Origin of the sequence: Streptomyces shenzhenensis, from assembly GCF_021462265.1 — a bacterium.
Classification (GTDB): domain Bacteria; phylum Actinomycetota; class Actinomycetes; order Streptomycetales; family Streptomycetaceae; genus Streptomyces; species Streptomyces shenzhenensis.
This window is the reverse complement of the sequence record NZ_JAJONF010000018.1, coordinates 86,413-108,274: the sequence shown is the minus strand read 5'-3', so window position 1 is coordinate 108,274 and position 21,862 is coordinate 86,413. Positions and strand designations below refer to the sequence as shown.

Annotated in this window: 28 protein-coding genes; 9 read left to right on the top strand and 19 right to left on the bottom strand. The window is 71.2% G+C overall.

Annotated elements, in window-relative coordinates:
• Positions 1-3: 3 nt before the first annotated feature.
• On the top strand, positions 4-564 hold the full coding sequence (locus LQ326_RS23450; protein WP_234539438.1) for a hypothetical protein: 561 nt from the start codon (positions 4-6) through the stop codon (positions 562-564).
• A gap of 93 nt (positions 565-657) precedes the next feature.
• On the opposite strand, the gene LQ326_RS23445 is transcribed toward LQ326_RS23450, so the two are convergent.
• From LQ326_RS23445 to LQ326_RS23425, 5 genes are all read right to left on the bottom strand, one after another.
• A complete protein-coding gene (locus LQ326_RS23445; protein ID WP_234539436.1) occupies positions 658-861 on the bottom strand; it encodes a hypothetical protein in 204 nt (67 codons plus the stop codon).
• Complete coding sequence (locus LQ326_RS23440) at positions 858-1,082, bottom strand: hypothetical protein (protein ID WP_234539434.1); 225 nt, start codon at positions 1,080-1,082, stop codon at positions 858-860. The genes LQ326_RS23445 and LQ326_RS23440 overlap by 4 nt, the downstream gene beginning before the upstream one ends.
• The gene (locus LQ326_RS23435) at positions 1,079-1,276 is read right to left on the bottom strand and encodes a hypothetical protein (RefSeq protein ID WP_234539432.1); all 198 of its coding nucleotides are present in this window, start codon (positions 1,274-1,276) and stop codon (positions 1,079-1,081) included. Before LQ326_RS23435 ends, LQ326_RS23440 begins: the two co-directional genes overlap by 4 nt.
• 155 nt (positions 1,277-1,431) lie before the next feature.
• Positions 1,432-2,271 (bottom strand): helix-turn-helix domain-containing protein, encoded by an 840-nt coding sequence (locus LQ326_RS23430; RefSeq protein WP_234539430.1) that lies wholly within the window; start codon positions 2,269-2,271, stop codon positions 1,432-1,434.
• Positions 2,272-2,281: 10 nt separating this feature from the next.
• The gene (locus LQ326_RS23425; protein WP_234539428.1) at positions 2,282-3,013 is read right to left on the bottom strand and encodes a DUF6879 family protein; all 732 of its coding nucleotides are present in this window, start codon (positions 3,011-3,013) and stop codon (positions 2,282-2,284) included.
• 320 nt (positions 3,014-3,333) lie between these two features.
• Here LQ326_RS23425 and LQ326_RS23420 point away from each other — a divergent pair, with 320 nt between their 5' ends.
• Complete coding sequence (locus LQ326_RS23420; RefSeq protein ID WP_234539426.1) at positions 3,334-3,714, top strand: hypothetical protein; 381 nt, start codon at positions 3,334-3,336, stop codon at positions 3,712-3,714.
• A 373-nt stretch (positions 3,715-4,087) separates the two neighbouring features.
• Here the strand turns inward: LQ326_RS23420 and LQ326_RS23415 are convergent, their stop codons facing one another.
• From LQ326_RS23415 to LQ326_RS23355, 13 genes are all read right to left on the bottom strand, one after another.
• Positions 4,088-6,166 (bottom strand): cell division protein FtsK, encoded by a 2,079-nt coding sequence (locus LQ326_RS23415; RefSeq protein WP_234539424.1) that lies wholly within the window; start codon positions 6,164-6,166, stop codon positions 4,088-4,090.
• 94 nt (positions 6,167-6,260) lie between these two features.
• The gene (locus tag LQ326_RS23410; protein ID WP_234539423.1) at positions 6,261-6,461 is read right to left on the bottom strand and encodes a DUF6257 family protein; all 201 of its coding nucleotides are present in this window, start codon (positions 6,459-6,461) and stop codon (positions 6,261-6,263) included.
• Entirely contained in the window at positions 6,461-6,661 is a 201-nt protein-coding gene (locus LQ326_RS23405) for a hypothetical protein (protein WP_234539421.1), read from the bottom strand. Before LQ326_RS23405 ends, LQ326_RS23410 begins: the two co-directional genes overlap by 1 nt.
• A 40-nt stretch (positions 6,662-6,701) precedes the next feature.
• Positions 6,702-6,920, bottom strand: coding sequence for a hypothetical protein (locus tag LQ326_RS23400; RefSeq protein WP_234539419.1), 219 nt, complete (start codon positions 6,918-6,920; stop codon positions 6,702-6,704).
• Between the two features lie 87 nt (positions 6,921-7,007).
• Positions 7,008-7,424: a hypothetical protein gene (locus LQ326_RS23395; protein ID WP_234539416.1), complete on the bottom strand. Its 417-nt coding sequence runs from the start codon at positions 7,422-7,424 to the stop codon at positions 7,008-7,010.
• Entirely contained in the window at positions 7,421-7,597 is a 177-nt protein-coding gene (locus tag LQ326_RS23390; RefSeq protein ID WP_234539415.1) for a hypothetical protein, read from the bottom strand. Before LQ326_RS23390 ends, LQ326_RS23395 begins: the two co-directional genes overlap by 4 nt.
• Complete coding sequence (locus tag LQ326_RS23385) at positions 7,597-8,736, bottom strand: conjugal transfer protein (protein ID WP_234539413.1); 1,140 nt, start codon at positions 8,734-8,736, stop codon at positions 7,597-7,599. The genes LQ326_RS23390 and LQ326_RS23385 overlap by 1 nt, the downstream gene beginning before the upstream one ends.
• Positions 8,733-8,930 (bottom strand): hypothetical protein, encoded by a 198-nt coding sequence (locus LQ326_RS23380; RefSeq protein WP_234539411.1) that lies wholly within the window; start codon positions 8,928-8,930, stop codon positions 8,733-8,735. Before LQ326_RS23380 ends, LQ326_RS23385 begins: the two co-directional genes overlap by 4 nt.
• Positions 8,927-9,307 (bottom strand): DUF6907 domain-containing protein, encoded by a 381-nt coding sequence (locus LQ326_RS23375; protein ID WP_234539410.1) that lies wholly within the window; start codon positions 9,305-9,307, stop codon positions 8,927-8,929. The genes LQ326_RS23380 and LQ326_RS23375 overlap by 4 nt, the downstream gene beginning before the upstream one ends.
• Complete coding sequence (locus LQ326_RS23370; RefSeq protein WP_234539409.1) at positions 9,304-9,822, bottom strand: hypothetical protein; 519 nt, start codon at positions 9,820-9,822, stop codon at positions 9,304-9,306. Before LQ326_RS23370 ends, LQ326_RS23375 begins: the two co-directional genes overlap by 4 nt.
• Positions 9,819-9,965, bottom strand: a complete 147-nt coding sequence (locus tag LQ326_RS23365; RefSeq protein WP_234539407.1) for a hypothetical protein — start codon at positions 9,963-9,965, stop codon at positions 9,819-9,821. The genes LQ326_RS23370 and LQ326_RS23365 overlap by 4 nt, the downstream gene beginning before the upstream one ends.
• Complete coding sequence (locus LQ326_RS23360; RefSeq protein WP_234539406.1) at positions 9,962-10,189, bottom strand: hypothetical protein; 228 nt, start codon at positions 10,187-10,189, stop codon at positions 9,962-9,964. Before LQ326_RS23360 ends, LQ326_RS23365 begins: the two co-directional genes overlap by 4 nt.
• Positions 10,186-10,581: a hypothetical protein gene (locus LQ326_RS23355; protein ID WP_234539405.1), complete on the bottom strand. Its 396-nt coding sequence runs from the start codon at positions 10,579-10,581 to the stop codon at positions 10,186-10,188. The genes LQ326_RS23360 and LQ326_RS23355 overlap by 4 nt, the downstream gene beginning before the upstream one ends.
• A gap of 149 nt (positions 10,582-10,730) precedes the next feature.
• On the opposite strand from LQ326_RS23355, the gene LQ326_RS23350 reads away from it, so the two are divergent.
• From LQ326_RS23350 to holA, 5 genes are all read left to right on the top strand, one after another.
• The gene (locus LQ326_RS23350; RefSeq protein WP_234539403.1) at positions 10,731-13,313 is read left to right on the top strand and encodes a ComEC/Rec2 family competence protein; all 2,583 of its coding nucleotides are present in this window, start codon (positions 10,731-10,733) and stop codon (positions 13,311-13,313) included.
• A 13-nt stretch (positions 13,314-13,326) separates the two neighbouring features.
• The gene (locus LQ326_RS23345) at positions 13,327-14,196 is read left to right on the top strand and encodes an arylamine N-acetyltransferase family protein (RefSeq protein ID WP_234539537.1); all 870 of its coding nucleotides are present in this window, start codon (positions 13,327-13,329) and stop codon (positions 14,194-14,196) included.
• Between the two features lie 174 nt (positions 14,197-14,370).
• Positions 14,371-15,252: a YceI family protein gene (locus LQ326_RS23340; RefSeq protein WP_234539401.1), complete on the top strand. Its 882-nt coding sequence runs from the start codon at positions 14,371-14,373 to the stop codon at positions 15,250-15,252.
• Positions 15,253-15,281: 29 nt separating this feature from the next.
• A complete protein-coding gene (locus LQ326_RS23335) occupies positions 15,282-15,527 on the top strand; it encodes a hypothetical protein (RefSeq protein WP_234539399.1) in 246 nt (81 codons plus the stop codon).
• 96 nt (positions 15,528-15,623) lie between these two features.
• Positions 15,624-16,616 carry a DNA polymerase III subunit delta gene (gene holA / locus LQ326_RS23330; protein ID WP_234539397.1) on the top strand — a complete coding sequence of 331 codons (993 nt, stop codon included), beginning with the start codon at positions 15,624-15,626 and terminating at the stop codon, positions 16,614-16,616.
• A gap of 236 nt (positions 16,617-16,852) precedes the next feature.
• On the opposite strand, the gene rpsT is transcribed toward holA, so the two are convergent.
• Positions 16,853-17,119, bottom strand: a complete 267-nt coding sequence (rpsT, locus tag LQ326_RS23325) for a 30S ribosomal protein S20 (protein WP_181805217.1) — start codon at positions 17,117-17,119, stop codon at positions 16,853-16,855.
• 221 nt (positions 17,120-17,340) lie between these two features.
• Between rpsT and lepA the strand changes: the two genes are divergently transcribed.
• Together lepA and LQ326_RS23315 are read left to right on the top strand one after the other, a co-directional pair.
• Entirely contained in the window at positions 17,341-19,215 is a 1,875-nt protein-coding gene (lepA, locus tag LQ326_RS23320; protein WP_234539395.1) for a translation elongation factor 4, read from the top strand.
• A gap of 273 nt (positions 19,216-19,488) precedes the next feature.
• Positions 19,489-21,363 carry an AMP-dependent synthetase/ligase gene (locus LQ326_RS23315; RefSeq protein WP_234539393.1) on the top strand — a complete coding sequence of 625 codons (1,875 nt, stop codon included), beginning with the start codon at positions 19,489-19,491 and terminating at the stop codon, positions 21,361-21,363.
• Positions 21,364-21,862 lie beyond the last annotated feature (499 nt).

Here is a 21,862-nt window from a genome sequence, read left to right as displayed (position 1 = left end):
CGTGTGGGCCCCGGCGCAGGTTCCAGCCGGGGCCCACCGCGTTCAGGGCGCTGCCGTCACCTCGTCGAGGATGGTGAGTATCGCGTCCGGCTTCCGCGTGAGGAGCGGCAGGAAGTCGTCGCCTCGCTGCGCGACAGCGGACTGAGCACGCGGGCCATCGCCAGCGCAACGGGTATCGCCCAGGACACCGTCAGGCGCGACCTCGCGGCAGGTGAACGATTTCGTTCACCTGACTCCGCACAGATCACGGGCACGGACGGCAAGACGTACACCGTCACCCGCGAGCCGGAGGTCATCGACGCCGAGCTGGTCGACGAGCCCTCCCGTCCCGAGCCGCCTAAGACCAAACGGCGCCCACTGCCAGAGGCGTTCACCGACGCCGGCCGCGACCTCACCCGAGCCGCCGAACGTCTCGCCCGGCTCACCGAAGACGACCGGTTCGGAGTTCCTCCGGGAGGCCGTGAACGAGGCGCACAGGCCCGTTCGGGCATGGGTTGGCCCCGGCCGGACGTGCTCGGCCGGGGCCAGGAACCCGCCCACTCCGTTGTCGCCTGGGGAGCGTAGAGCGGGCGGGCGATGGGGTGGCGGCCGCCTGCTCGGGGGAACAGGCGGCCGCCGTACCGGCCCCGGCACGCCGTCTGCGCCGGGACCGGGGCTCTACCAGCGCAGACCGACAGCGTCCGCGAAGTGCTTCCGGATGTAGGGGTTGCTGTGCTTGCCGGTGCCGTGGCCGTCCTTGGCGCTGCGAGTGCACAGCGCGCCGCTGGAGTGCTGGGATGCGCAGAGGCCGGCCGCCCGGTAGCCCTCGCCGCTGGCGTTGGCCACGCGGTCCTTCGTCTCCGGACTGATCGTCGTCTTCATCGCGAGGCACCTTCCGGGAGTTGTTCGGTGAGGCCCAGTTCGAGCGCGCAACTGGGGCACGCGTAAACGTCGATGCTCAGGTCGTGGACGCCGAGGTGCCCCTCGGCCCGGCCGGCCAGGACGGCGCCCTTCGACAGCGGGGCGCGGCAGAAGACGCACGCCCATCCAGAGTGCTGCGCGCGGGTCAGCTTCGTGGCGTCGGGCAGCGTGTAGGGCTTCACGGCTGGTCGGCGAACGGAACCAGGTTGCGGCGCGCACGGCAGCGGGCGCATGCGGAGAGCTTGGCTCCCGGACCGGATCCGGCCTCGACCACCTGGGTCACTCGGACGTCTTCGCCCACGCCCTTGTGCCAGTGACACCAGCCGCTTGCGGTGGGGCTGGTCGGGGGTGTCTCGGCCTGCGTAGTCTCTGGCACGTCGGCGCTCCTCAGCAGCGTTGGCCACGCCCCGGGAGGCTCCGCCGCCTCGCCGGGGTTTCGTCGTACCTGCCGAAGCTAGGGACGGGCGAGAATCGCCGTCCGACATGATTCGAGAATATTCGCCGATCGGTCCGGCTGATTCGCGGTAATGCTCACGCGAGGTCGGAGACCTGCGCTCGCGCCCTCGTGAGCAGGCGGCGGGCGTGCGTCCCGTAGACCGCAGCGTTGGCGAGGGTGTCCCACACCCGCCGGTACACGCCCACGGTGTCGGCGTCGTCCAACCACAGCTCGGCGTGCCAGTCCTCAACGATCACGAGCCGCTCGTCATACAGCCAGAACGCGTTAGCTGGCGGGATCCGCAGCTGCGCGCCGAGGGGCACGATGCCGAGCCGTACGGTCTCCAGGCCGATAACGGACATGAGCCGGTCCATCTGCGCGGCGAGCACCTCGCGGGGCGCTACAGCGGCGTACAGGGCCGCTTCCCACATCAGGATGTGGAACACCCGGTCCGGCTCCCACAGTAGGGATTGGCGGCGGGTACGGGCCCGCACGGCGTCCTCGATGTCCTTCGGGGCCTGCTGGAGTTCGGCGAACCTGGTGAAGACGTGCCGGGCGTAGTCCGGGGTCTGGAGCATCCCAACGACCATCGACCCCTGCCACGCCCGTAGCTCGGTGGACCGTTCGTATTCGATGGTGAGGACGTCCTGTACGGGGCGGTGTCCGGCCCGTAGTTGGCGTCTCCAGGACCGTGTGTGAGTCTCCAGGCCCTGAAGCCGCGCGGTGAGTTCCCCGACCGTCTCCGGGGCGCCTACGGCTTCGGCCCACGCGGTGACGTCGTCGGCGGTCGCGGTCTGCCGTCCGGTCTCCAGCTTCGAGACCTTCGCCTGCGGCCACTCCAGCAGGGCGGCGAGGGCCCGTTGGGTGCGCTGGCCGCGCAGCTCACGGAGCCGACGACCGAGCGCCTCGCGGGCCTGCTGGAAGTCCGTGGTCACACTGGGAAAGTTACCCGCCGAACTGGTCGTACGGCATGGCGAAGTGCCAGGCAGCCTCACGGGCTTGTGCGTAGCGGAGCACCTCGGCGGGCGTTGTGATCAGCTCCACGCCGGTCATCTCGTCTGCGTCGTTGAAGTGGAGCAGAGCGACCACCCGGGCGTCGAACAGCCAGAAGTCCTCACGGGGCAGGCCGAGTGCGTCAGCCCTGCTGCGGGTCAGGACGCGGATGGTCTCGCCGACGGCGGTGTTGCGGCGGGCGTTGTCGAGGAGGTACCGCTGTCCCGGGGTAGGGGGCTCATCGAGAATCCGCACCCGCTCGAACCTCTTGCCGGCCGCGGTCTGCTCGCGCCGGTTGACGCACCACGGGTCGTCCAGGTCCCACGTCACCGGCTGTCCGGCGGCGAACTGCCGGTAGGTGTCTGTCGCCTCGTCCTCGGCGTACCGGCCGCGGGTCTCCAGCCGCCACGCCGAGTGCCGGAGCGTGGTGAACATCCCGCCGAACTCGGCGAAGCTGATCGGCTGCGGCACGTGCACGGTCTCCTTCGGGCCGAAGTTCGCGAGCAGCTCGCGGGGCACGGTCACGGCGGCCTCGCCGTCCGCGAGGTCGAGCTGACCCAGCTCTGCGGGGTCGGTGACCGGGTCGCCCTGGACGACGTACGTGTCCGTGCCGGGCTCGGTGTACAGCGTGGGGCATCCGTCGTTGCCGCTGTTGGTACCGACCTTCCACAGTCGCCTGGTCATTGCGGGTCCCTTCGTCGGTCGAGGTGATTTGATCTGCCGCGCACCGTAGTGGCCGCGGGTTCGTCTGCGACAGGGCGTCAGCCGCGCCGCTCCGTGCCGTGTGGGTGACTTCGTGTCACGAAAAGGCCACAACGCATCCTTGAGGTCATGCGACGGAGCAGCATCCCTCATCTGACTCATCTGTCCTTGGGGGGACCATGCGTGCCAGGACTGCCGCTGCAACAGCCGGTGTCGCTCTCACTCTCATGCTCACGGGCTGCGGCGGCGCGAGCACCGCGCCCAAACAGCCACCGACGACGTCAGCGTCCGCAAGCCCCAGCATGGACCTCGCAGCCAAGGTCCGCGCCTGGGCAAGCGCAGGCGGCACTGACATGCTCAGCACCCTCGCGAAGAGCCTGAGCCAGGTCGACAAGGACTCTCACCCGGTCGACCTGGCAGCGCTCCAAACCAGCTGCGCGCAGCTCACCGCTGATGTCGAGGCGGCGCAGGGGGAGGCCCCAATGCCAGACGAGACGCTGGCTAAGCGCTGGAAGCTCGCGCTCGATCATCTGGGCAAGTCCGCGTCGGCGTGCACGGTGGGCGCGGCCAGCGAAGACCAGGCGTCGTTCGACCTCATGTCCGCCGAGATGTCCATCGGCAACGATCACTTGAACGCCGTGGTGAAGCGAATCAATGAGATCACCGCGAGCACCGACGGCTAGCGGATGCCGGCGTCGTTCGTCCGGCGCCATCCGTTGTGGGCGCGCCGACCGAGACGCAGCCGGAGCCGCCGGCCGTGGCAGCGCGGGCACGTCCGCGGCTTCCCGAACCGCGCGGTCTCGCCCGCACCCTTGCAGCGCCGGCACAGCCCGAACGGCTTCACCGCGCACAACACTGCGTAACCGCCAAGCCAGGCGATCAGGGCTGCGGCCATAGCAAGCCACATGGGGTGTCTCCTCCTGCTGAAGTGGGGGTTTCCCGTTTCCTGGCGGCGCCCCCGCTAGACGCTAGATCGCTGATCACGGGGGCATTGACCCGCTAGCGGGGGTGCTAGACCTAGTGGTGCGGGCTGCTAGGTCTAGCGGTCGTGCTGGGCTACGCGGCGGCCCTGTCGGCGTCACGGCGCGTGATCGCGGCGACCACATCGGCCCGCTTGATACCGCGTCGGTTCTTGCCCTCGCCTTCGTCGGTGGTGCCCCATACCTGATCCGTCTTCACGCCCCACGGCTTCAGCGCGGCAGTGACGTTCTCGCCCTTCCACTCGCCGTACGCATCCGGCCGCAGCTCGGCGAGACGAGCAGCGAGGCGCTCGCACCACACGGCTTTCTCGTCGGCGCCCACGCACTTCAGGACGTCGCCGAGGACGTCCATGCCGCGCGCCTCGGACGGACCCTGGCCGATCGCGTGCCCGGTCACGTTGCCGTACGCCTCGCGGGCCTCGCGGGCACGGGCGACGACGCCCTCGGCGGCCGGGCCGTCGACGAACGCCGAGGCGGCGATGAGCGGGTCGTCGCCCTCGCCGGACATCCAGCAGATGCCGCGGTCGGAGCGGCTGAACATGGTGGCCCGGATGCCGGCCTTGTACGCCCCGGTGCCGAGGACCATGTCGTTGGCGGTGTGGCCCATGACCTTCAGGCAGAACCTGAGGACGGCGTTGGCGCTGATGCCGGGCGGGAGGCTCTTGGCGTCGGGACGCTGGGTGGCGAACATGCCGACGATCCCGAGGGCCGGGCCGCGCTTGGCGATGTCCGTGCAGATGCTCTCCAGCTCGGCGCCGTACTTCTCGTGCTCGAACATCACCTGGCACTCGTCGAAGCCGACCACGATCGGGTGCAGTCCGAGGCTCTTGTCGCTGGCCAGGGCAGGGGTCACCTTCGACTCCGGGCAGCGGGACTTGGGCAGGTGCCGGATCACCTTCGCCCGCCGGGTGAGTTCCTGCTTCAGCTCTCGCATGGCGTGCAGGACGTACTGCAAGTCCTCGTCTTCCTCGCCGGACCGGTAGCGGTGGCAGACCGGTTCGAGGGGGCCGAGGTCGCCGGTGCCCTTGAAGTCGAACGCGAGGACCCACGCCCGCGGGTCGAGAGCGGCGATCAGCAGCAGCAGGCGCAGCAGGAACGTCTTGCCCATGCGAGGGATGGAGCCGACGACGACCGAGGCGAACATGAGGGTGACGAACAGGTCCCGCATCCGCTGGTCGTTGCCGAACACGACCGGCTTGAACAGGTCCACGTCGCCCTCGCGCAGCAGCGGCCACGGCGGCTTCGTGGTCTCGTTCATGGGCTTGTCGCCCACCCACAGGACCAGGCGCCCCTCGTGCTCATCGGGGTCACCGGACGGCCAGACGCAGCCCAGCTTGCGGCGTAGACCGGAGGCGAGGGCCTGCCGCTCTTCCATCACGTCCTCGGGGACCACGCCGTACGGGAGGTCGAGGTCTGCTCGGTAGCCGGGGCCGTCGCGGGTGATCTCCGAGGTGAAGCGCATCCCGTTCATGTCGCCGCCCTTCTTGATGGCGGCCGAGATCTTCGGGTTGCCGATCGAGTCGAGGGCGCGCAGCACGATCGACCCGGTGAGCTTCTGCAGCTCGGTGCGCATCACGGCCGGGCCGATGACCGGGGCGTCCGGCTGCTGGCCGAAGTAGCCGAGGGTCAGCACCCCGCCGGCCGCGAACACGTACAGGTAGGCGGGCGCCATGACGTACAGCCACAGGGCGAAGCCGAGGCCGAACACGCAGGCCACGACGGTGACCAGGCCTCGCAGGCGGACGCGTCCGGCTCGCAGCCGGGACAGGCGCATGTACTCCTCGACGTCCTCGGCGCGGACGGCATAGTCGCGGAGCGGGGCGGCCTCGCGGTCCCACACCCACCGGTTGGTGTCGACCACCAGGCGGGCGGCGCCGCGGGGCGCCATCATGCCGAGCTGCGCTGCGTACCAGGGTGCGCGCAGCCCGTGATACGCCGTGGCGTACCAGGCGTGTCCGGCGGCCCGTTCCATGGTGGCGGCGAGGTCGCGGCGGGAGCGCAGCCACGGGGCGATGATCGGGCGGCGCTTCTCGCTGGTGATGCCGGGGTCGGGGAGCTTGGGGCTGTCGACAGGTACGGGCGCCGGCCGCGCCTCGGTCTGTTCGGTCGGAGTGTCGGCGGCTTCGGTGTTGGGCGGGGCGAGTGTGTCCGTCATGCTGGGGCTCCATGGTTCGTGACGTGCTGCGTTGCGATTCCTGGCCCGGGGCGGCCGGCGGTTCCTAGGCCGATGGCGGCCGCCCCGGGTGGCGCTACCTCTTGGGCTTGGGCTTGGCCTTGCGCTTGAGTGCGTCGTTCTCGATGCGTTCGATGCGGCGCTTCAGGTCGCTGACGTCGACGTTGCCGGTGCCGTCGTCGGCGAGGCCGCGCTTCGCCATCCGCGCCGTGAGCCCTGCGAGGCGCAGCCGCTCGCCGAGCGTGAAGTCCGCGAAGGCCAGGTCGTCGGCGGCCATCAGCCCTCTTCCTTGGCCAGCTCGCGGGCGAGTTCGAGGTGAGTGCGGGCCACGTCGTTGTAGAGGGTGCCGACGGCGGCGAGGTGGTAGCCCTCGGCGTGGCGGGCGCTGCCGCGGGTGAGGTGCTCGGCGGAGTCGGCGAGCCTGCCGGCCTTGGCAAGGGCCTCGGTGGCGGCGGTGAGGTGCTGTTCGCGGTTCATGCTGGTCATCCCTGCTGGTCGGAGTTGCGGAGGCGATCGGTCAGGCGTGCTTCGGGCGCCAGGTGCCGCTGTTCGCGGCGTTCAGCTCGTCCAGGGCCTCGTCGACGGCCTCGCCCATCCGGGCGGCCGCCCCGTACTGGCCGGCGGTCTGCAGGTCGCGCTGGGCGCCCCGGGCGGCGGCCACGTCGGCGGTGATGTCGGTCTTGAGGTGCTCGTCGGTGAGGGTGCCGGGCTTGAAGAAGTGGCGGGCAGAGGACACGGGGTCTCCTTCGGTTGTGGGCCGGACTGTCCGGCCCCACCGCCCGACTCGCTTCCTGGCGGGAAGTGAGTGGGACGGAAGGGCAGGTCAGTCGTTCTTCCGTTTCACGACGGGCCGGATCTTCGACGCGGCCCATCCGGCGGCGAGGATCACCCCCACCAGCGCCACGCCGATGAACGGGGCGTTCGCGGAGACGGCGCCGATGATCCCCAGCAGCGTGCCGCCCATCAGGACGACGACCGCGCACGCGCACGCTGTGCAGACGACGACCACCGCGAGGATCAGGAACGTGACGACGACCAGCCGGAACGTGGCCGGGTCCATGCCCTGCTGCACCGGGGCCTGCACGATGAGCGGCGGCGGGGGCTGTCCGATGGTGAAGTGGACCGGCCGGCCGCGGTCGTCGTACAGGACGTTCGGCGGCCGGTGGTGGGCCGGGGCCCGCTCGGTGGCCGGGACCACGTACTGGCGGTACTGCTCCGGGACGTTGGACGGCTCGGTCATCGCGTCCACCTCCGCACCCGGGGCAGCAGCGCGCGGGGGAGCAGGGCGACGCCGAGGGCGGGCGGGACGGCCTTCACTGCGGCCGCCAGGAGCACGGCGGCGGCGAGGGTGACAAGGGACGGGAACAGGACCCACAGCAGGCCCAGCAGGGCGCCCCACAGGAGTGCGCGCATCAGGCGTATCCGCCTTCCATGTTGTCCGCCTCAGGGGCGGCAGGCTTCTTCGCGGCGGCCCGCGACAGGGCGGTACGGACGTAGGGCTCGGTCACGACCAGACGGCGGTGGCGCTCGACGTGCTCGACGATCTCCCGCGCCTTCGCATCCGGTCCCAGAGCTGAGGCGGCTTCGACCACAGCGGCTTCGAGCGTGACCGGCTCCAGCTCGCCGATAGGGGGGCTGACCTGTTGATGCGCCCGCGCATCAGGCCGGTCGACGGTGTACTCCGGGGGCTGCTCGCCGAGGACCAGGGCGACCGCGACGGGGTCGACGGTCAGCCCGTAGGTAGCGAGGACAACAGCCAGTTCGTGGACGTCCGCATCAGGTCGCGCATCAGCAGCGAACCGGATCGCCTCGGCCGGGTCCATGTCGGCGAAGTGCGCGCGCAGGGCTTCGGTCGCGGATCCCCGTCGGGGCGCGGCGACTGGTGCGACTCCGTCCGTCGGAGTCGCAACGCCGTACATCCCGGCGAGGGCCGCATCCGCGCCTTCCTGGACGCGGACGCGCTGCACGTCGACCAGGCCGGCGCCGAGCTCGGTGTCACCGACGCCCACATACTTCGCGAGACGCCAGTACCGGCGCTTGGCGAGCTTCTGCCGCCACTCGCCGGGGTGCCCGTCGGCCACGGCCCGCTGGTAGGCCAGCTGCCGGGCGATGTCGCCGTTGCGGCGGATCACCTCGGCGTCCACGCCGGTGCGGTAGACGACGATCGAGCGGGCGATCAGGCCCAGCCCTTCGGCGGCGCCCGACATGGCGAGCGGGGTGACCGCGTACACGGCGGCCTCGCGGATGTCGGAGGCGATGGCGATGCCGATGCAGCTGGCCGAGAGCGGGGCGAGCCACATACCGCCCCGGACCACGGCCGGGGATGCCATGCCGAGCATGGTCCGGCCCAGCATGATCAGGGCGAGGATCAGGGTGAGGCCCTCGCCGGCCGCGACGACACCGGCCGCGGTGGCCTGCCGGTGGAACGCGGACACGGCGTTGGTGTAGGTGCCCCAGGCGCCGAACCCGCCGACGACGACGATGACGACGGCGGCCGCGCCGAGGACGAGGGATTGGCCCCAGGTGAGTTCTCTGCGGTTGGTGCTGGTCATTCGCCAACTCCTGGTTCGGAGGCGCGCACCACACGGTGCGCGGCGAGGGTGACGCCTTCACGGTCGCTGCGGTCGTTGGCTTCGAGCAGCGCGGCCATGAGGGCGGTGACGGGCGGGAGGGGCCGGGCCGACCGGGCGGCCGCACGGATGGCGGCGCGCTCGGTCGGGCGGCGGACGTACGAGGTGCGGCTCACTGCTCGCCCCCGTCGGGGATCCGGTCGAGCTGGTCGGCCATGTCGCGCAGCCGGTCGGCGTACCCGTCGAGGGCGGCCGCGAGGTCGTACAGCTGCACCGGGCTGAGGGTCTTGCCAAGAGGGAAGACCGAGACGCCGGCCGTCGGGCCACCCAGCTCGGGGGCGGACGGCGTGGCGAACGGGGACTGCACGATCTCGGCGGCGAGCAGGTCCCGGCCGAGGTAGACGCACTCGGCGAGCGGGCCCGTGTGGATGAGGTCGGCGCGCAGCATTTCGGGGTCGTGGTGACTGTGGCCGGTGCACCAGGCGGGTTCGAGAAGGGTGACGTCCCCGTGGTCGCTGGTGGCCAGGGTGATGGTGCGGGGCTCGGTGCTCACTGGCCTTCACCCCTCGCGCGGTTCTCGGCTCGGCTGAGCTGGTCGGGACGGGTGCGCGGCACGTCGGTCAGCCACGGGAAGGGGCGCATGCCGTCGGCGGCCTTGAACACGCGAATGGCCGCGCCGGCGGGGGCGTCCGGAAGGCCGTACACGCGGCCACCGTCGAGGGAGGCGAGGAGCCGGGCGCCGTGGTGCTCGCACCCGTTGGCGCCTCCGTTGTGCCGGTCGAGGACGGTGACGACGACCGGCCCGTTGCAGCCGGTCGGGTCCTCGGGATGCGCGGCCGGGCAGCGGGGCGCGGCGGGGACATCGGCAGCGCCGCGTACGACCTCGGGGCCGAGGACGCGGAGCAGGATCCGCAGGGTCTCGCGCAGGGCGCCGTAGGCCTCGGGGTACGAGAACCCGGTAGCGCTGCTGTCGCCGTAGTCGGCGAGCAGCGTGCGGGCCACACGGACCGCGGTGGCCAGTTCGCTGGTCTGGGCGGCGAGGGCGGGGATGCTGGCGCAGGGCTTCATCGCCGGTTCCCCTTCCGGAGGACGCCGGTGACACCGGCCTCGGTGATGCGGACGTCGACCCTGCGGGAGATGACCCCGGCGGCGATGAGACGCCGGCCGGGGACGGCCCGCGGGGTGCGGGCCGTCTCGGCGGTGTTCGTCACCGGGCACCCCCGGCGGGGCGGTTGGCGCGGGCGTGGTCGTCGAGGAGGTCGGCGATCTCCCGCATGCGGAACTTCGGGTCCGGGGCCTCGGTGATGAACCGGACCACCAGGTCGTGGAAGGCGTCCCAGTCCGGGCTACCGAGTCCGGCGGCGGTGCCGGCGGCCTGGCCGGCGCGCAGCTGGTCGATGATCCGGTGGGCGGCGGGGCTGAGGGTGGCGTTCATCGGGCGCCCCCGGCGAACGCGGCGATCAGGGCGACGGCGGCGACGTACTCGGCCTTGCGCGGCTTGTACGCGGCGACCAGGCGGGCGACCTGCGCGAGCGTCCAGTGCCCGACGGAGCGGGTCTTACGGGCGCGGCCTCCGGCCACGGTGCGCTTCGTGCGGGCCTGCTCGGCGGGCGTGAGCCCGAGGCGCTTCGCGACGGTACGGAGGCCGTTGGCGACGCCGGTCACGGTGTCCTTGGCGACACCGGAGGCGACGGCGACGGTGGCGAGGCTGCGGGGGCGGCGGTGGCAGCTGGAGGCGAGGCGGCCGGCGGCGGTGCGCTGGCGGAGGGTGGCGCGAAGCGTGCGGCGGTTGGCGCGGCGCTCGCGGCGGATGGCAGACTTCTGCATCAGCGGTCTCCTGGTCTAGTCAGGTAGGTCCGTCAGGCCCTCGATCGGTGCTCCAACACCGTTCGGGGGCCGTTTCTTTGCTCTTTGCTAGATACCCATCTAACTCTCGGAGACCGCCGCTACTCCGACCTCCGGGATCTGGTAAGGCCATGAGGCCCGGGACCGACGGGAGCGACGGCACCGCCCCGGGGCTCCTGACCGTACGCCGGGCCGGACACACCGACTCGAGACCTCGGCTGGAAACCGCGCACGCCGGGGAGGACGCGCGGGCCGACCTGCGGCTGGTGCCGCCCGCGCTGGCCGTCTGGGCGACGGCGGCACTGGCGCTGGACACGCCACCGGGATGGACGGCCGGGACCGCGGTCGTCTGCCTGGTTGCCGGGGCGATCCTGCTGCGGCTCGCCCGGACGCGCACCTGGCGGGGCGCGACGACCGCAGGTGCCGCCTCCGCCCCGCCTGCCTGGCGGCAGGTGTCGGCCGGCGCGCTGCTCCTGTGCGTCGCCGGGGCGGCAGCCTCCGCGGGGCTGCACGGGGCGGACGTGCGCCGCGGACCGGTTCCCGGGCTGGCCCGCGGGTACGCCACCGTGACCGTGGAGGTGGAGCTCACGGGTGACCCCTGGACCGTGAGGCCACGCGTGCGAGGGGACCACGCCACCGCGGCCGCCGTGCTGGTGCGCGGCGAGGTGCGGCGGGTGGAGAGGGGCGACGGGACGGCGGTGACGACACGTTCACCGGTGCTGGTGGTCGTGGACACGGGGGTGCCGGCACCCGGTGGCGGCGGCCGGGCGCGCTGGCTCGGGCTGCTGCCCTCCACGCGGCTGCGGGTGAGCGGGCGGCTGGCGCCGGCCACGGCCGGCGGGGACCGGGTCGCGGCGATGCTGCGCGTACGGAAGCGCCCCGCACCGGCGGTGGTGAGCGAGCCGAGCGGGCCGCAGCGGCTGGCCGGGCGGTTACGGGCCGGGCTGCGGGAGGCGACCGACGGGCTGCCCGAGGACGCGCGGGCGCTGCTGCCCGGCCTGGTCGTCGGGGACACCTCGCGGATCACCCCGGACCTGGACGAGGCGTTCGAGGCGACCGACCTCGCGCACACCCTCGCCGTGTCGGGCAGCAACCTCACCATCCTGCTCGCCCTGCTCATCGGACCGCCGGGACTGGCCCAGCAGACCGAGCGCCGGGGACTGGCCGCACGCCTCGGGCTGTCGCTGCGGGCGACCGCGCTGTTCGCGTCGGCGCTCACGCTCGCCTTCGTCGTCGTGTGCCGGCCGGACCCCAGTGTGCTGCGGGCCGCGGCCTGCGGAGCGGTCGCCCTGCTCGCCCTGGCGACCGGCCGCCGCAGATCCCTGCTCCCGGCCCTGGCGACGGCGGTTGTGCTGCTGGTGCTGTACGACCCCTGGCTGGCCCGCAGTTACGGCTTCCTGCTGTCGGTGCTGGCCACCGGTTCGCTGCTGATGCTGGCGCCCGGGTGGGGCGAGGCGCTGCGGCGCCGCGGGGTGCCGGAGCGGCTGGCCGAAGGGCTGGCGGCGGCCGCGGCGGCCCAGGCGGTGTGCGGGCCGGTGGTCGCGGTGCTGTCCGCGCGGGTGAGTCTGGTGGCGGTGCCCTGCAATCTGCTGGCGGAGCTCGTGGTCGCGCCGGCCACGGTCCTCGGGTTCGGGGCGCTCGCGGCGGCTCCGGTGGCGATGCCGGCGGCCAAGGTGCTGGCGTGGTGCGCGGGTTGGCCCGCCGGGTGGGTCGCGAAGATCGCCCGGACCGGGGCCGGGTTGCCGGGCGCGGGTGTGGACTGGCCCGGGAGCTGGGCGGGGGCGTTGCTGCTGGCCGGGGTGACGGCGCTCGTCCTCCTGCTGGGGCGGCGGTTGCTGCGGCATCCGTGGTGGTGCGGGGTGCTGGGGATGCTGCTCGTGCTGCTGGTGGTACGGCCGGTGCCGCTGACCCGGGTGCTCATGGGCTGGCCGCCGCCCGGCTGGCGGCTGGCGATGTGCGACGTCGGGCAGGGCGACGCGACCGTGCTCGCGGCGGGCGCGGGCACGGCAGTGGTCGTCGACGCCGGGCCCGATCCGGCGCTGGTCGACCACTGCCTGCGAGAACTCGGGATCATCCGGATCCCGCTCGTCGTCCTCACCCACTTCCACGCCGATCATGTCGCGGGGCTGCCCGGGGTGCTGCGCGGGCGGGAGGTCGCGCAGATCGAGACGAGCGGGTTCGAGGAGCCCGCGGACCAGGCCGAGTTCGTCAGAAGGGAGGCTGCCGAGCATCGGGTCCCCCTCACGCGGGCGGTCGCCGGGGAGCGGCGCAGGACCGGGCCGCTGGACTGGCGGGTGCTGTGGCCGCCTCCGGACCCGGCACCGGACCCGGACGGACCCAACGACGCGAGTGTCGCCCTGCTGGTCCGCTCGGCCGGACTGCGGATGCTGCTGCTCGGGGACCTCGAACCCCCGGCTCAGCAGGAGTTGCTGAGATCGCCGGCCGCCGCCGGGCTGGGCCGGGTGGATGTGCTGAAGGTGGCCCATCACGGGTCCGCGTATCAGGATCCGCGGTTGTTGCGGTTGGTGGCGCCGCGGGTCGCGCTCATCTCGTGCGGGGCGGACAACATCTATGGCCATCCGGCACCGGGCACGGTGGCCGAGCTGCGGGCGGTGGGGGCGGTGGTGCTGCGGACCGACCGGGACGGGGCGCTGGCCGTGACCGGCGGTGGCGAGGGAGGGGAGGCGGGGGAACTGCGCGTGGCGCGAGACTGAGAGCATGAACTCGGTGAACCCCGCGCAGATCGACGTCTACCTCCGCCGGCTCGGAGCCGCCCGTCCGGGCCGGCCCACCGCCGAGGTTCTGCGCGAGTTGCATCTGCGGCATCTGCGGGCCGTGCCCTTCGAGAACCTGTCGATCCACCTCGGTGAGGAGATCGTGCTGGAGGAGAAGCGGCTGTTGGACAAGGTGGTGGAGGCGGGACGGGGCGGGTTCTGCTACGAACTCAACGGGGCCTTCTCGGTGTTGCTGGCCGCGCTCGGGTTCGGGGTGACGCCGCTGGCGGCGCGGGTGTACGGGGCGGAGGGGCGGCTGGGGATCCCGTACGACCATCTCGTGCTGCGGGTGCGGACGGTGGACGGCGGCGAGTGGCTCGCCGACGTCGGATTCGGGGCGCACAGCCACTACCCGCTGGCGCTCGCGGAACGGGGCGAGCAGGCCGATCCCGGCGGGACGTTCCAGGTCACGGAGGCCGGGCCGGACGCGGCGGGAGCAGGCGCGGGGGGCGGGGATGGCGGCGGGGACGCGGACCGCGTGGCGGCCGGGGACCTGGACGTGCTGCGCGACGGGCAGCCGCAGTACCGGGTGGAGGTCCGGCCGCGGGTGCTCGGGGACTTCAGGGCCGGGGCGTGGTGGCACAGCACCTCGCCGTCGTCGCACTTCACACAGTCGCTGGTCTGTTCCCGGGTCACTGAGGAGGGCGGGCGGATCACGCTCAGCGGGCGGACGTTGACTCAGACGGCGGCCGACGGGGCGCGTGAGGTACGGGAGGTGGAGCGAGACGACGAGGTGCTCGGGATCTACCGGGAGCGGTTCGGGATCGAGCTGGACTGTGTGCCGGCGGTGCGAAACCCGGGGGAAGTCAACCAGAATGCCTAATTCGGGCGTCACGGAAGATCGCGTTCCTACTGGCGCGTAGCGTGCTACTCGTGCGTAGTTCCGGCGCATGCGTCCTATTCCCGTGATGTGGCGCCGTGTTGCCTCGAAAGCCGCATCAGTGATCGAATGTCTCTCCGGTAACGGTTGGTGGCGAGGCGTACAGGGGTGGCAAGGATGTTCGGCCGCTTGATGGGAAACCGAACGAACCGGGTACAGCGGACGAGCCCTCTCGCGGCGGTGCAGACTCCGCCCGACGCCGGGGTGCTGAGCTGCCGGGTGCTCGACCCGGTCAACGAGCCGGTTGCGAAAGCCGAGTTCGCGGTCAGCGACACCATGGGACGCACGGTGGTCAGCGGGGGCACGGATCCCTACGGGTCGTTCATGACGACCGTGCCGGCCGGGGAGTACCGGCTGGCGGTGTCCGCCGAGGGGTTCACGCCGTACCGGGCCACCGCGCGGGTCGGCGAGAACTGCCTCGCCTCCCTGGGCGATGTCATCCTCCAGGTCGCCCAGCCACCGGAGCTGCCGGCGCCGGGGGACTGGGAGATCGAGCGGACGCATTCCTCGATCGGCTTCACCGCCCGGCACATCGGACTGGCCCGGATCCACGGCCGGTTCAACTCGTTCGCGGGCGCGGTACGGATCGCCGAGCAGATGGAGCGGTCCGCCATGCACGTCGTGATCGACGCCGCGACCATCGACACGGGCGTCCGGATGCGCGACGACCATCTGCGGTCGGCGGACTTCCTGGATATGCAGCGGTTCCCGACGCTGGAGTTCTACAGCGAAAGGTTCGTGCACAGGGGCGGCGCCAGGTGGGCCGTCACCGGGGCGCTGTCCCTGCACGGGGTGACGCGCACGGTCACCCTCGACACGGACTATCTCGGGGTCGGCAACGGCGTGGAGGGCGAGGTGCGCGCCGCCTGCCGGGCCACCACCGAACTTCACCGCGACGACTTCACCGTGAGCTGGCAGACCATGCTGGCGCGCGGGATCGCGGTGGTCGGGCCGAGCATCCGCGTCGACCTGGACGTACAGATCGTCCCGAAGGGCTGAGCCGGCCGGCGGTGCCCGAGAATGGGGCCGTGAGCGATGTGAGACATGTGCTGGTGCTGCCCGACCGGGACACGGCCGAGGAGGCCGCTGAGGCCCTCGGGGAGCGGTTCGGCGTCGACGAGGAGCCGCGGCTGGTGCGGGACGCTCTCGCAGGGGAAGACGACGCCGAGGACGTGCAGTGGCTGGTGCTGCTGCGGGACGAGCAGGGACGGCTGGACCCGGCGGAGCTGGACGAGTTCGCGGGGGAGTGGGACGGGTGGCGGGAGGAGCCGTAGCGGTGCGGGCGGCCGGGACGCGGAAGATGCGGGCGGCCCAGGGCGCGCAAGGCACGGCCGGTCCTGTTGTCAGTGGGCCGTGGGATGCTTGGCGCGATGGCCAAGAAGACTGCTGATGACGATCTGCTTGCCCCGGTGACGCTGGCCGTGGGGCAGGAGGAACTGCTGCTCGACCGTGCCGTGCAGCAGGTGGTGGCCGCCGCCCGGGCCGCCGACGCCGACACGGACGTGCGGGACCTGAACCCCGACCAGTTGCAGCCCGGCACCCTCGCCGAGCTGACCAGCCCGTCGCTCTTCGCGGAGCGCAAGGTCGTGGTCGTGCGCGACGCGCAGGACCTGTCCGCCGACACGGTCAAGGACGTGAAGGCCTACCTCGGGGCGCCCGCCGAGGAGATCACTCTCGTGCTGTTGCACGCGGGCGGCGTCAAAGGCAAAGGGCTGCTCGACGCGGCGCGCAAGGCGGGGGCGCGGGAGGTCGCCTGCCCGAAGATGACCAAACCGGCGGACCGGCTCGCTTTCGTGAAAAGCGAGTTCCGGGCGCTCGGGCGGTCCGCCACGCCCGAGGCCTGCCAGGCGCTCGTCGACGCCATCGGCAGCGATCTGCGTGAGCTGGCGTCGGCCGTGACCCAGCTCGCCGCGGACGTCGAGGGCACCATCGACGAGGCCGTCGTCGGGCGGTACTACACCGGCCGGGCCGAGGCGTCGAGTTTCACCGTGGCCGACCGAGCCGTGGAGGGGCGCACCGCGGAGGCGCTGGAGGCACTGCGCTGGTCGCTGGCGACCGGGGTCGCCCCGGTGATGATCACGAGCGCGCTCGCGCAGGGCGTACGGGCGATCGGGAAGCTGGCGGGGGCGCGGGGCGGACGGCCCGCCGATCTCGCGCGGGAGCTCGGGATGCCGCCGTGGAAGATCGACCGGGTACGGCAGCAGATGCGGGGGTGGACGCCGGACGGGGTCGCGGTGGCCCTGTGCGCCGTCGCCGAGGCGGACGCGGGCGTGAAGGGCGGCGGGGACGATCCCGAGTACGCCCTGGAGAAGGCCGTGGTGACCGTCGCGCGGGCGGCGCGGTCACGAGGGCGGGCGCAGTAAGCGCAGAGCGGGGCGCGCTCAGTAGGGACGGGGCGGGGACGGCCAACCGAGAGGGTGCGCGGGGATGCCGAAAGCCCCGGCGTCCGCCCTGGGGAAGGGCGAGGTGCCGGGGCCTTCGGGTCAGACTGTCGATCGACGCCCGCGTGGCGAACGCAGGCCGCGCGTCGATCCTCGGGTGCCGGTCGGGGGCGGATGAGAGAGGGCCCGCCCGGGTCCTTCCGGCGTCACATCAGATGTCAGCCCTTGATGGAAGCGACCTTGGAAGCAAGCGCCGACTTCTTGTTGGCGGCCTGGTTCTTGTGGATGACGCCCTTCGAGACGGCCTTGTCGAGCGCACGCGCGGCAGCGCGCTGCAGCTCGGTGGCCTTCTCGACGTCACCCGCGGCAGCAGCCTCACGAGCCTTGCGGACCGCGGTCTTCAGGGAGGACTTGACGGCCTTGTTGCGCAGCCGAGCCTTCTCGTTGGTCTTGATCCGCTTGATCTGGGACTTGATGTTCGCCACGAATGAGCCTTTTCAGGTTCTGGTGCGGGGCCGCGAAGGTCCCGTACCGATGATTTCTTGAAGTTGTGCCTCGCGCTGAGAGGGCATGAGACACAGCCGCCCACGTTACCAGCGAGCCGGACAATGGCCCAAACCGGTCCCCGGTCCCTCGCCATGGGACCATGGAGGCTACGTATCGATCCGACCCGAGGCATAAGGCGCCTCAAGAGACAGGACCCTGCGTGCCCGCGACCCCTAACAATGTGCCCGAGCCGAGCCGTACCGCCCCGGCTCTGATCCGCAATTTCTGCATCATCGCGCACATCGACCACGGCAAGTCCACGCTCGCCGACCGGATGCTCCAGCTGACCGGCGTGGTCGAGCAGCGGCAGATGCGTGCTCAGTACCTCGACCGGATGGACATCGAGCGCGAGCGCGGCATCACGATCAAGTCCCAGGCGGTGCGTCTGCCCTGGGCCCCCACGGAGGGCCCGGACCAGGGCAGTACGCACATCCTCAACATGATCGACACCCCGGGGCACGTCGACTTCACCTACGAGGTGTCGCGGTCGCTGGCGGCCTGCGAGGGGACCGTCCTCCTCGTCGACGCCGCCCAGGGGATCGAGGCGCAGACCCTCGCAAACCTCTACCTGGCGATGGAGAACGACCTCACGATCATCCCTGTGCTCAACAAGATCGACCTGCCGGCCGCGCAGCCGGAGAAGTTCGCCGAGGAGCTGGCGAACCTGGTCGGCTGCGAGCCGGACGACGTGCTGCGGGTCTCCGCCAAGACCGGTGTAGGCGTCGACGCGCTGCTCAACAAGGTCGTCAAGGAGATCCCGGCGCCGGTCGGTGTCGCCGACGCGCCCGCGCGCGCCATGATCTTCGACTCGGTGTACGACTCCTACCGCGGTGTCGTGACATACGTCCGTGTCATCGACGGCCAGCTCAACAAGCGTGAGCGGATCAAGATGATGTCGACCGGCGCCACCCACGAACTGCTGGAGATCGGCACCAACTCGCCGGAGATGCTGTCCGCCGACGGACTCGGTGTCGGCGAGGTGGGTTATCTGATCACGGGTGTGAAGGACGTCCGGCAGTCCAAGGTCGGTGACACCGTCACCAGTCAGACCAAGGGCGCCACCGAGGCCCTCGGCGGCTACAAGGACCCGAAGCCGATGGTCTTCTCCGGCCTGTATCCGCTGGACGGCTCCGACTACCCCGAGCTGCGCGAGGCCCTCGACAAGCTCCAGCTCAACGACGCCGCGCTAGTCTACGAGCCGGAGACCTCCGCCGCGCTCGGCTTCGGCTTCCGGGTCGGCTTCCTCGGCCTGCTGCACCTGGACGTGATCCGGGAACGGCTGGAGCGCGAGTTCGGACTCGACCTCATCGCCACCGCGCCGAACGTGGTCTACCGCGTGGTCATGGAGGACCGGACCGAGTACACGGTCACCAACCCGAGCGAGTTCCCCGAGGGGAAGATCAACGAGGTGTACGAGCCCGTCGTACGGGCCACGATCCTCGCGCCGACCGAGTTCATCGGCTCGATCATGGAGCTGTGCCAGACCCGGCGCGGCACCCTGCTCGGCATGGACTACCTGTCCGAGGACCGGGTCGAGATCCGGTACACGCTTCCCCTCGCGGAGATCGTCTTCGACTTCTTCGACCAGTTGAAGTCGAAGACCCGCGGCTACGCCTCGCTGGACTACGAGCCCATCGGTGAGCAGACCGCCAGCCTGGTCAAGGTCGACATCCTGCTGCACGGCGACAAGGTCGACGCGTTCTCGGCGATCACGCACAAGGACGCGGCCTACGCGTACGGCGTGCGGCTCGTCGCCAAGCTGCGCGAGCTCATTCCGCGGCAGGCCTTCGAGGTGCCCATCCAGGCCGCCATCGGCTCCCGGGTGATCGCCCGCGAGACCATCCGCGCCATCCGCAAGGACGTCCTCGCCAAGTGCTACGGCGGCGACATCTCCCGTAAGCGCAAGCTGCTGGAGAAGCAGAAGGAAGGCAAGAAGCGGATGAAGATGGTGGGTTCGGTGGAGGTTCCGCAGGAGGCCTTCATCGCGGTGCTCTCCAGCGATGACAGCACGGGATCGGCCAAGAGCAAGAAGTAACCGCGGACGACAATCCGTGGCGGCCGTAAATCGGGTACAACAGGGGTTCGCCGGGCGAAAGTGCGGCGGACCCCTACGCGTGCGTAGCGTCGCTCTGCGTGGACCATGCGGTGAAACAGACAGGCCGATGCCCCTTACGTACAGGCCGGTCGCGGCTTACTCTGATCCCTGCTCGCTAGTTACTCGCGAGTTAAACAACCAGCGCGAACCCCACCGTGAGTCAACCCCAGCCGCACTGAGCCAGCCGCACCGTCGCGGGCCCCGGAGGATGTCGTGACCGACACACAGACACTGATCGAGAACCGACCGCCGTCCGTGGCGGCCCTCTTCCTGGATCGCGTGGCGGCCACACCGGACGCCGAGGCCTACCGCTACCCGGTGCCCGCGGCCTCCGGTCAGGGCCCTGACGACTGGAAGTCGCTCAGCTGGGCGCAGGCCGCCGAGCGGGTCTACGCGATCGCCGCAGGCCTCATCGAACTCGGCATCGAGCCGGAGCAGCGGGTCGCCCTCGCCTCCTCCACCCGGGTGGAGTGGATCCTGGCCGACCTCGGCATCCTGTGTGCGGGCGCGGCCACCACGACCGTCTACCCGCAGACCAACGCCGACGAGTCGGCGTTCATCCTGTCCGACTCCGCGAGCCGCGTGCTGATCGCGGAGGACGCGGCCCAGCTCGCCAAGGCCGTCGAGAAGCGAGCCGAACTGCCCGAGCTCACCCAGGTCGTCGTCATCGACCCGGCCGGCGTCGAGACCGGCGACTGGGTGATCACCCTCGCCGAACTGGAGCAGCGCGGCGCCAGGTACCTGGAGCAGCACCCCCAGCTGATCAAGGAGCGGGTCGGCGCGATCACCAAGGACCAGCTCGCCACCCTCATCTACACCTCGGGTACCACCGGCCGCCCCAAGGGCGTACGGCTGCCGCAGGACAACTGGTCGTACATGGCGAAGGCGATCGCCGCGACCGGGCTGATCAGCGGCGAGGACGTGCAGTACCTGTGGCTGCCGCTCGCCCACGTCTTCGGCAAGGTGCTCATCTCCGGTCAGATCGAGGTCGGTCACGTCACCGCCGTCGACGGCCGCGTCGACAAGATCATCGAGAATCTGCCGGTCGTGCAGCCGACCTACATGGCCGCCGTGCCGCGCATCTTCGAGAAGGTCTACAACGGTGTCGCCGCGAAGGCCCGAGCGGGCGGCGCCGCCAAGTACAAGATCTTCCAGTGGGCGGCCGACGTCGCCCGCGAGTACGCCAAGGTCACCCAGGACAACTTCCGGCGCACCGGCGCCGCGACCGCGCCCTTCGGGCTCGCCGCCAAGCACAAGGTCGCCGACGGCCTCGTCTACTCCAAGCTGCGGGAGGCGTTCGGCGGGCGGCTGCGGGCCTGCGTCTCCGGGTCGGCCGCGCTGGCGCCCGAGATCGGCTACTTCTTCGCCGGCGCCGGTGTGCACATCCTGGAGGGCTACGGCCTCACCGAGTCCTCCGCCGCGTCCTTCGTGAACCCCGGTGAGGCCTACCGCACCGGCACGGTCGGCAAGCCGCTGCCCGGCTGCGAGGTGCGGATCGCCGACGACGGGGAGATCCTGCTCCGCGGCCCCGGCATCATGCAGGGCTACCACGGACTGCCCGAGAAGACGGCGGAGGTGCTGGAGGCCGACGGCTGGTTCCACACCGGTGACATCGGCGAACTGTCTCCCGACGGCTATCTGCGGATCACCGACCGCAAGAAGGACCTCATCAAAACCTCCGGCGGCAAGTACATCGCGCCTGCCGAGGTCGAGGGACAGTTCAAGGCGGTCTGCCCCTACGTCTCCAACATCCTCGTGCACGGCGCCGACCGGAACTTCTGCACCGCGCTGATCGCCCTCGACGAGGCCGCGATCCTGGAGTGGGCCAAGGAGAACGGCCTGGACGGCAGGTCCTACGCCGATGTGGTGGCCGCGCCGGCGACCGTGGAGATGGTCGACGGGTACGTCAAGCAGCTCAACGAAGGGCTGCAGCGGTGGCAGACCATCAAGAAGTTCCGGCTGCTGCCCCGGGATCTCGATGTGGAGCACGGGGAGATCACGCCGAGCCTGAAGCTGAAGAGGCCGGTTGTGGAGCGGGAGTACAAGCACCTCATCGACGAGATGTACGCGGGGACGCGCGAAGGCTAGCGGTGGGCGGGGGACTGCGTGGCGGCCGCGGGTTCGGCGTGGCTTGTCGCGCGGTTCCCCGCGCCCGTTTGGTCGGGCCGCTGAGCTCTGTTTAGCAGCCGCCCCGGTTCCCGGCTTCTTTTCTTAGCATTGCTACGCCGAGAGGCCTTTGCCCGCAGCATCCAGGGCTGAAAGGCCCTCGGCAGGGGTCGCCGCTCCCTCCGGTAAGCGTCTGTCGTCCCCCCACGGTCATTCGATCAGGCGGCCGTGGCGACACCGGGCCCCCTTTCGTGCGCCGTACGCCTCGGTGCCGAAGTGAATTGACGTGGCCCCGTGATCCCGCCGGTTCCCGTTCCGGGCAGCGGTCATCGCGGTGAGCAGAGGGTGCGTTTCGGATGCTCGGAGTTGTTGCGGTTTCTGTCCGTCTTCGAGCACGCGCCTAGCACTGTTGTCACTCATGACGGCCCACTTTCGTAACTCGGTGCTTATGAGCGCAGCCGGTCTGTCACCCTGTCCGCAT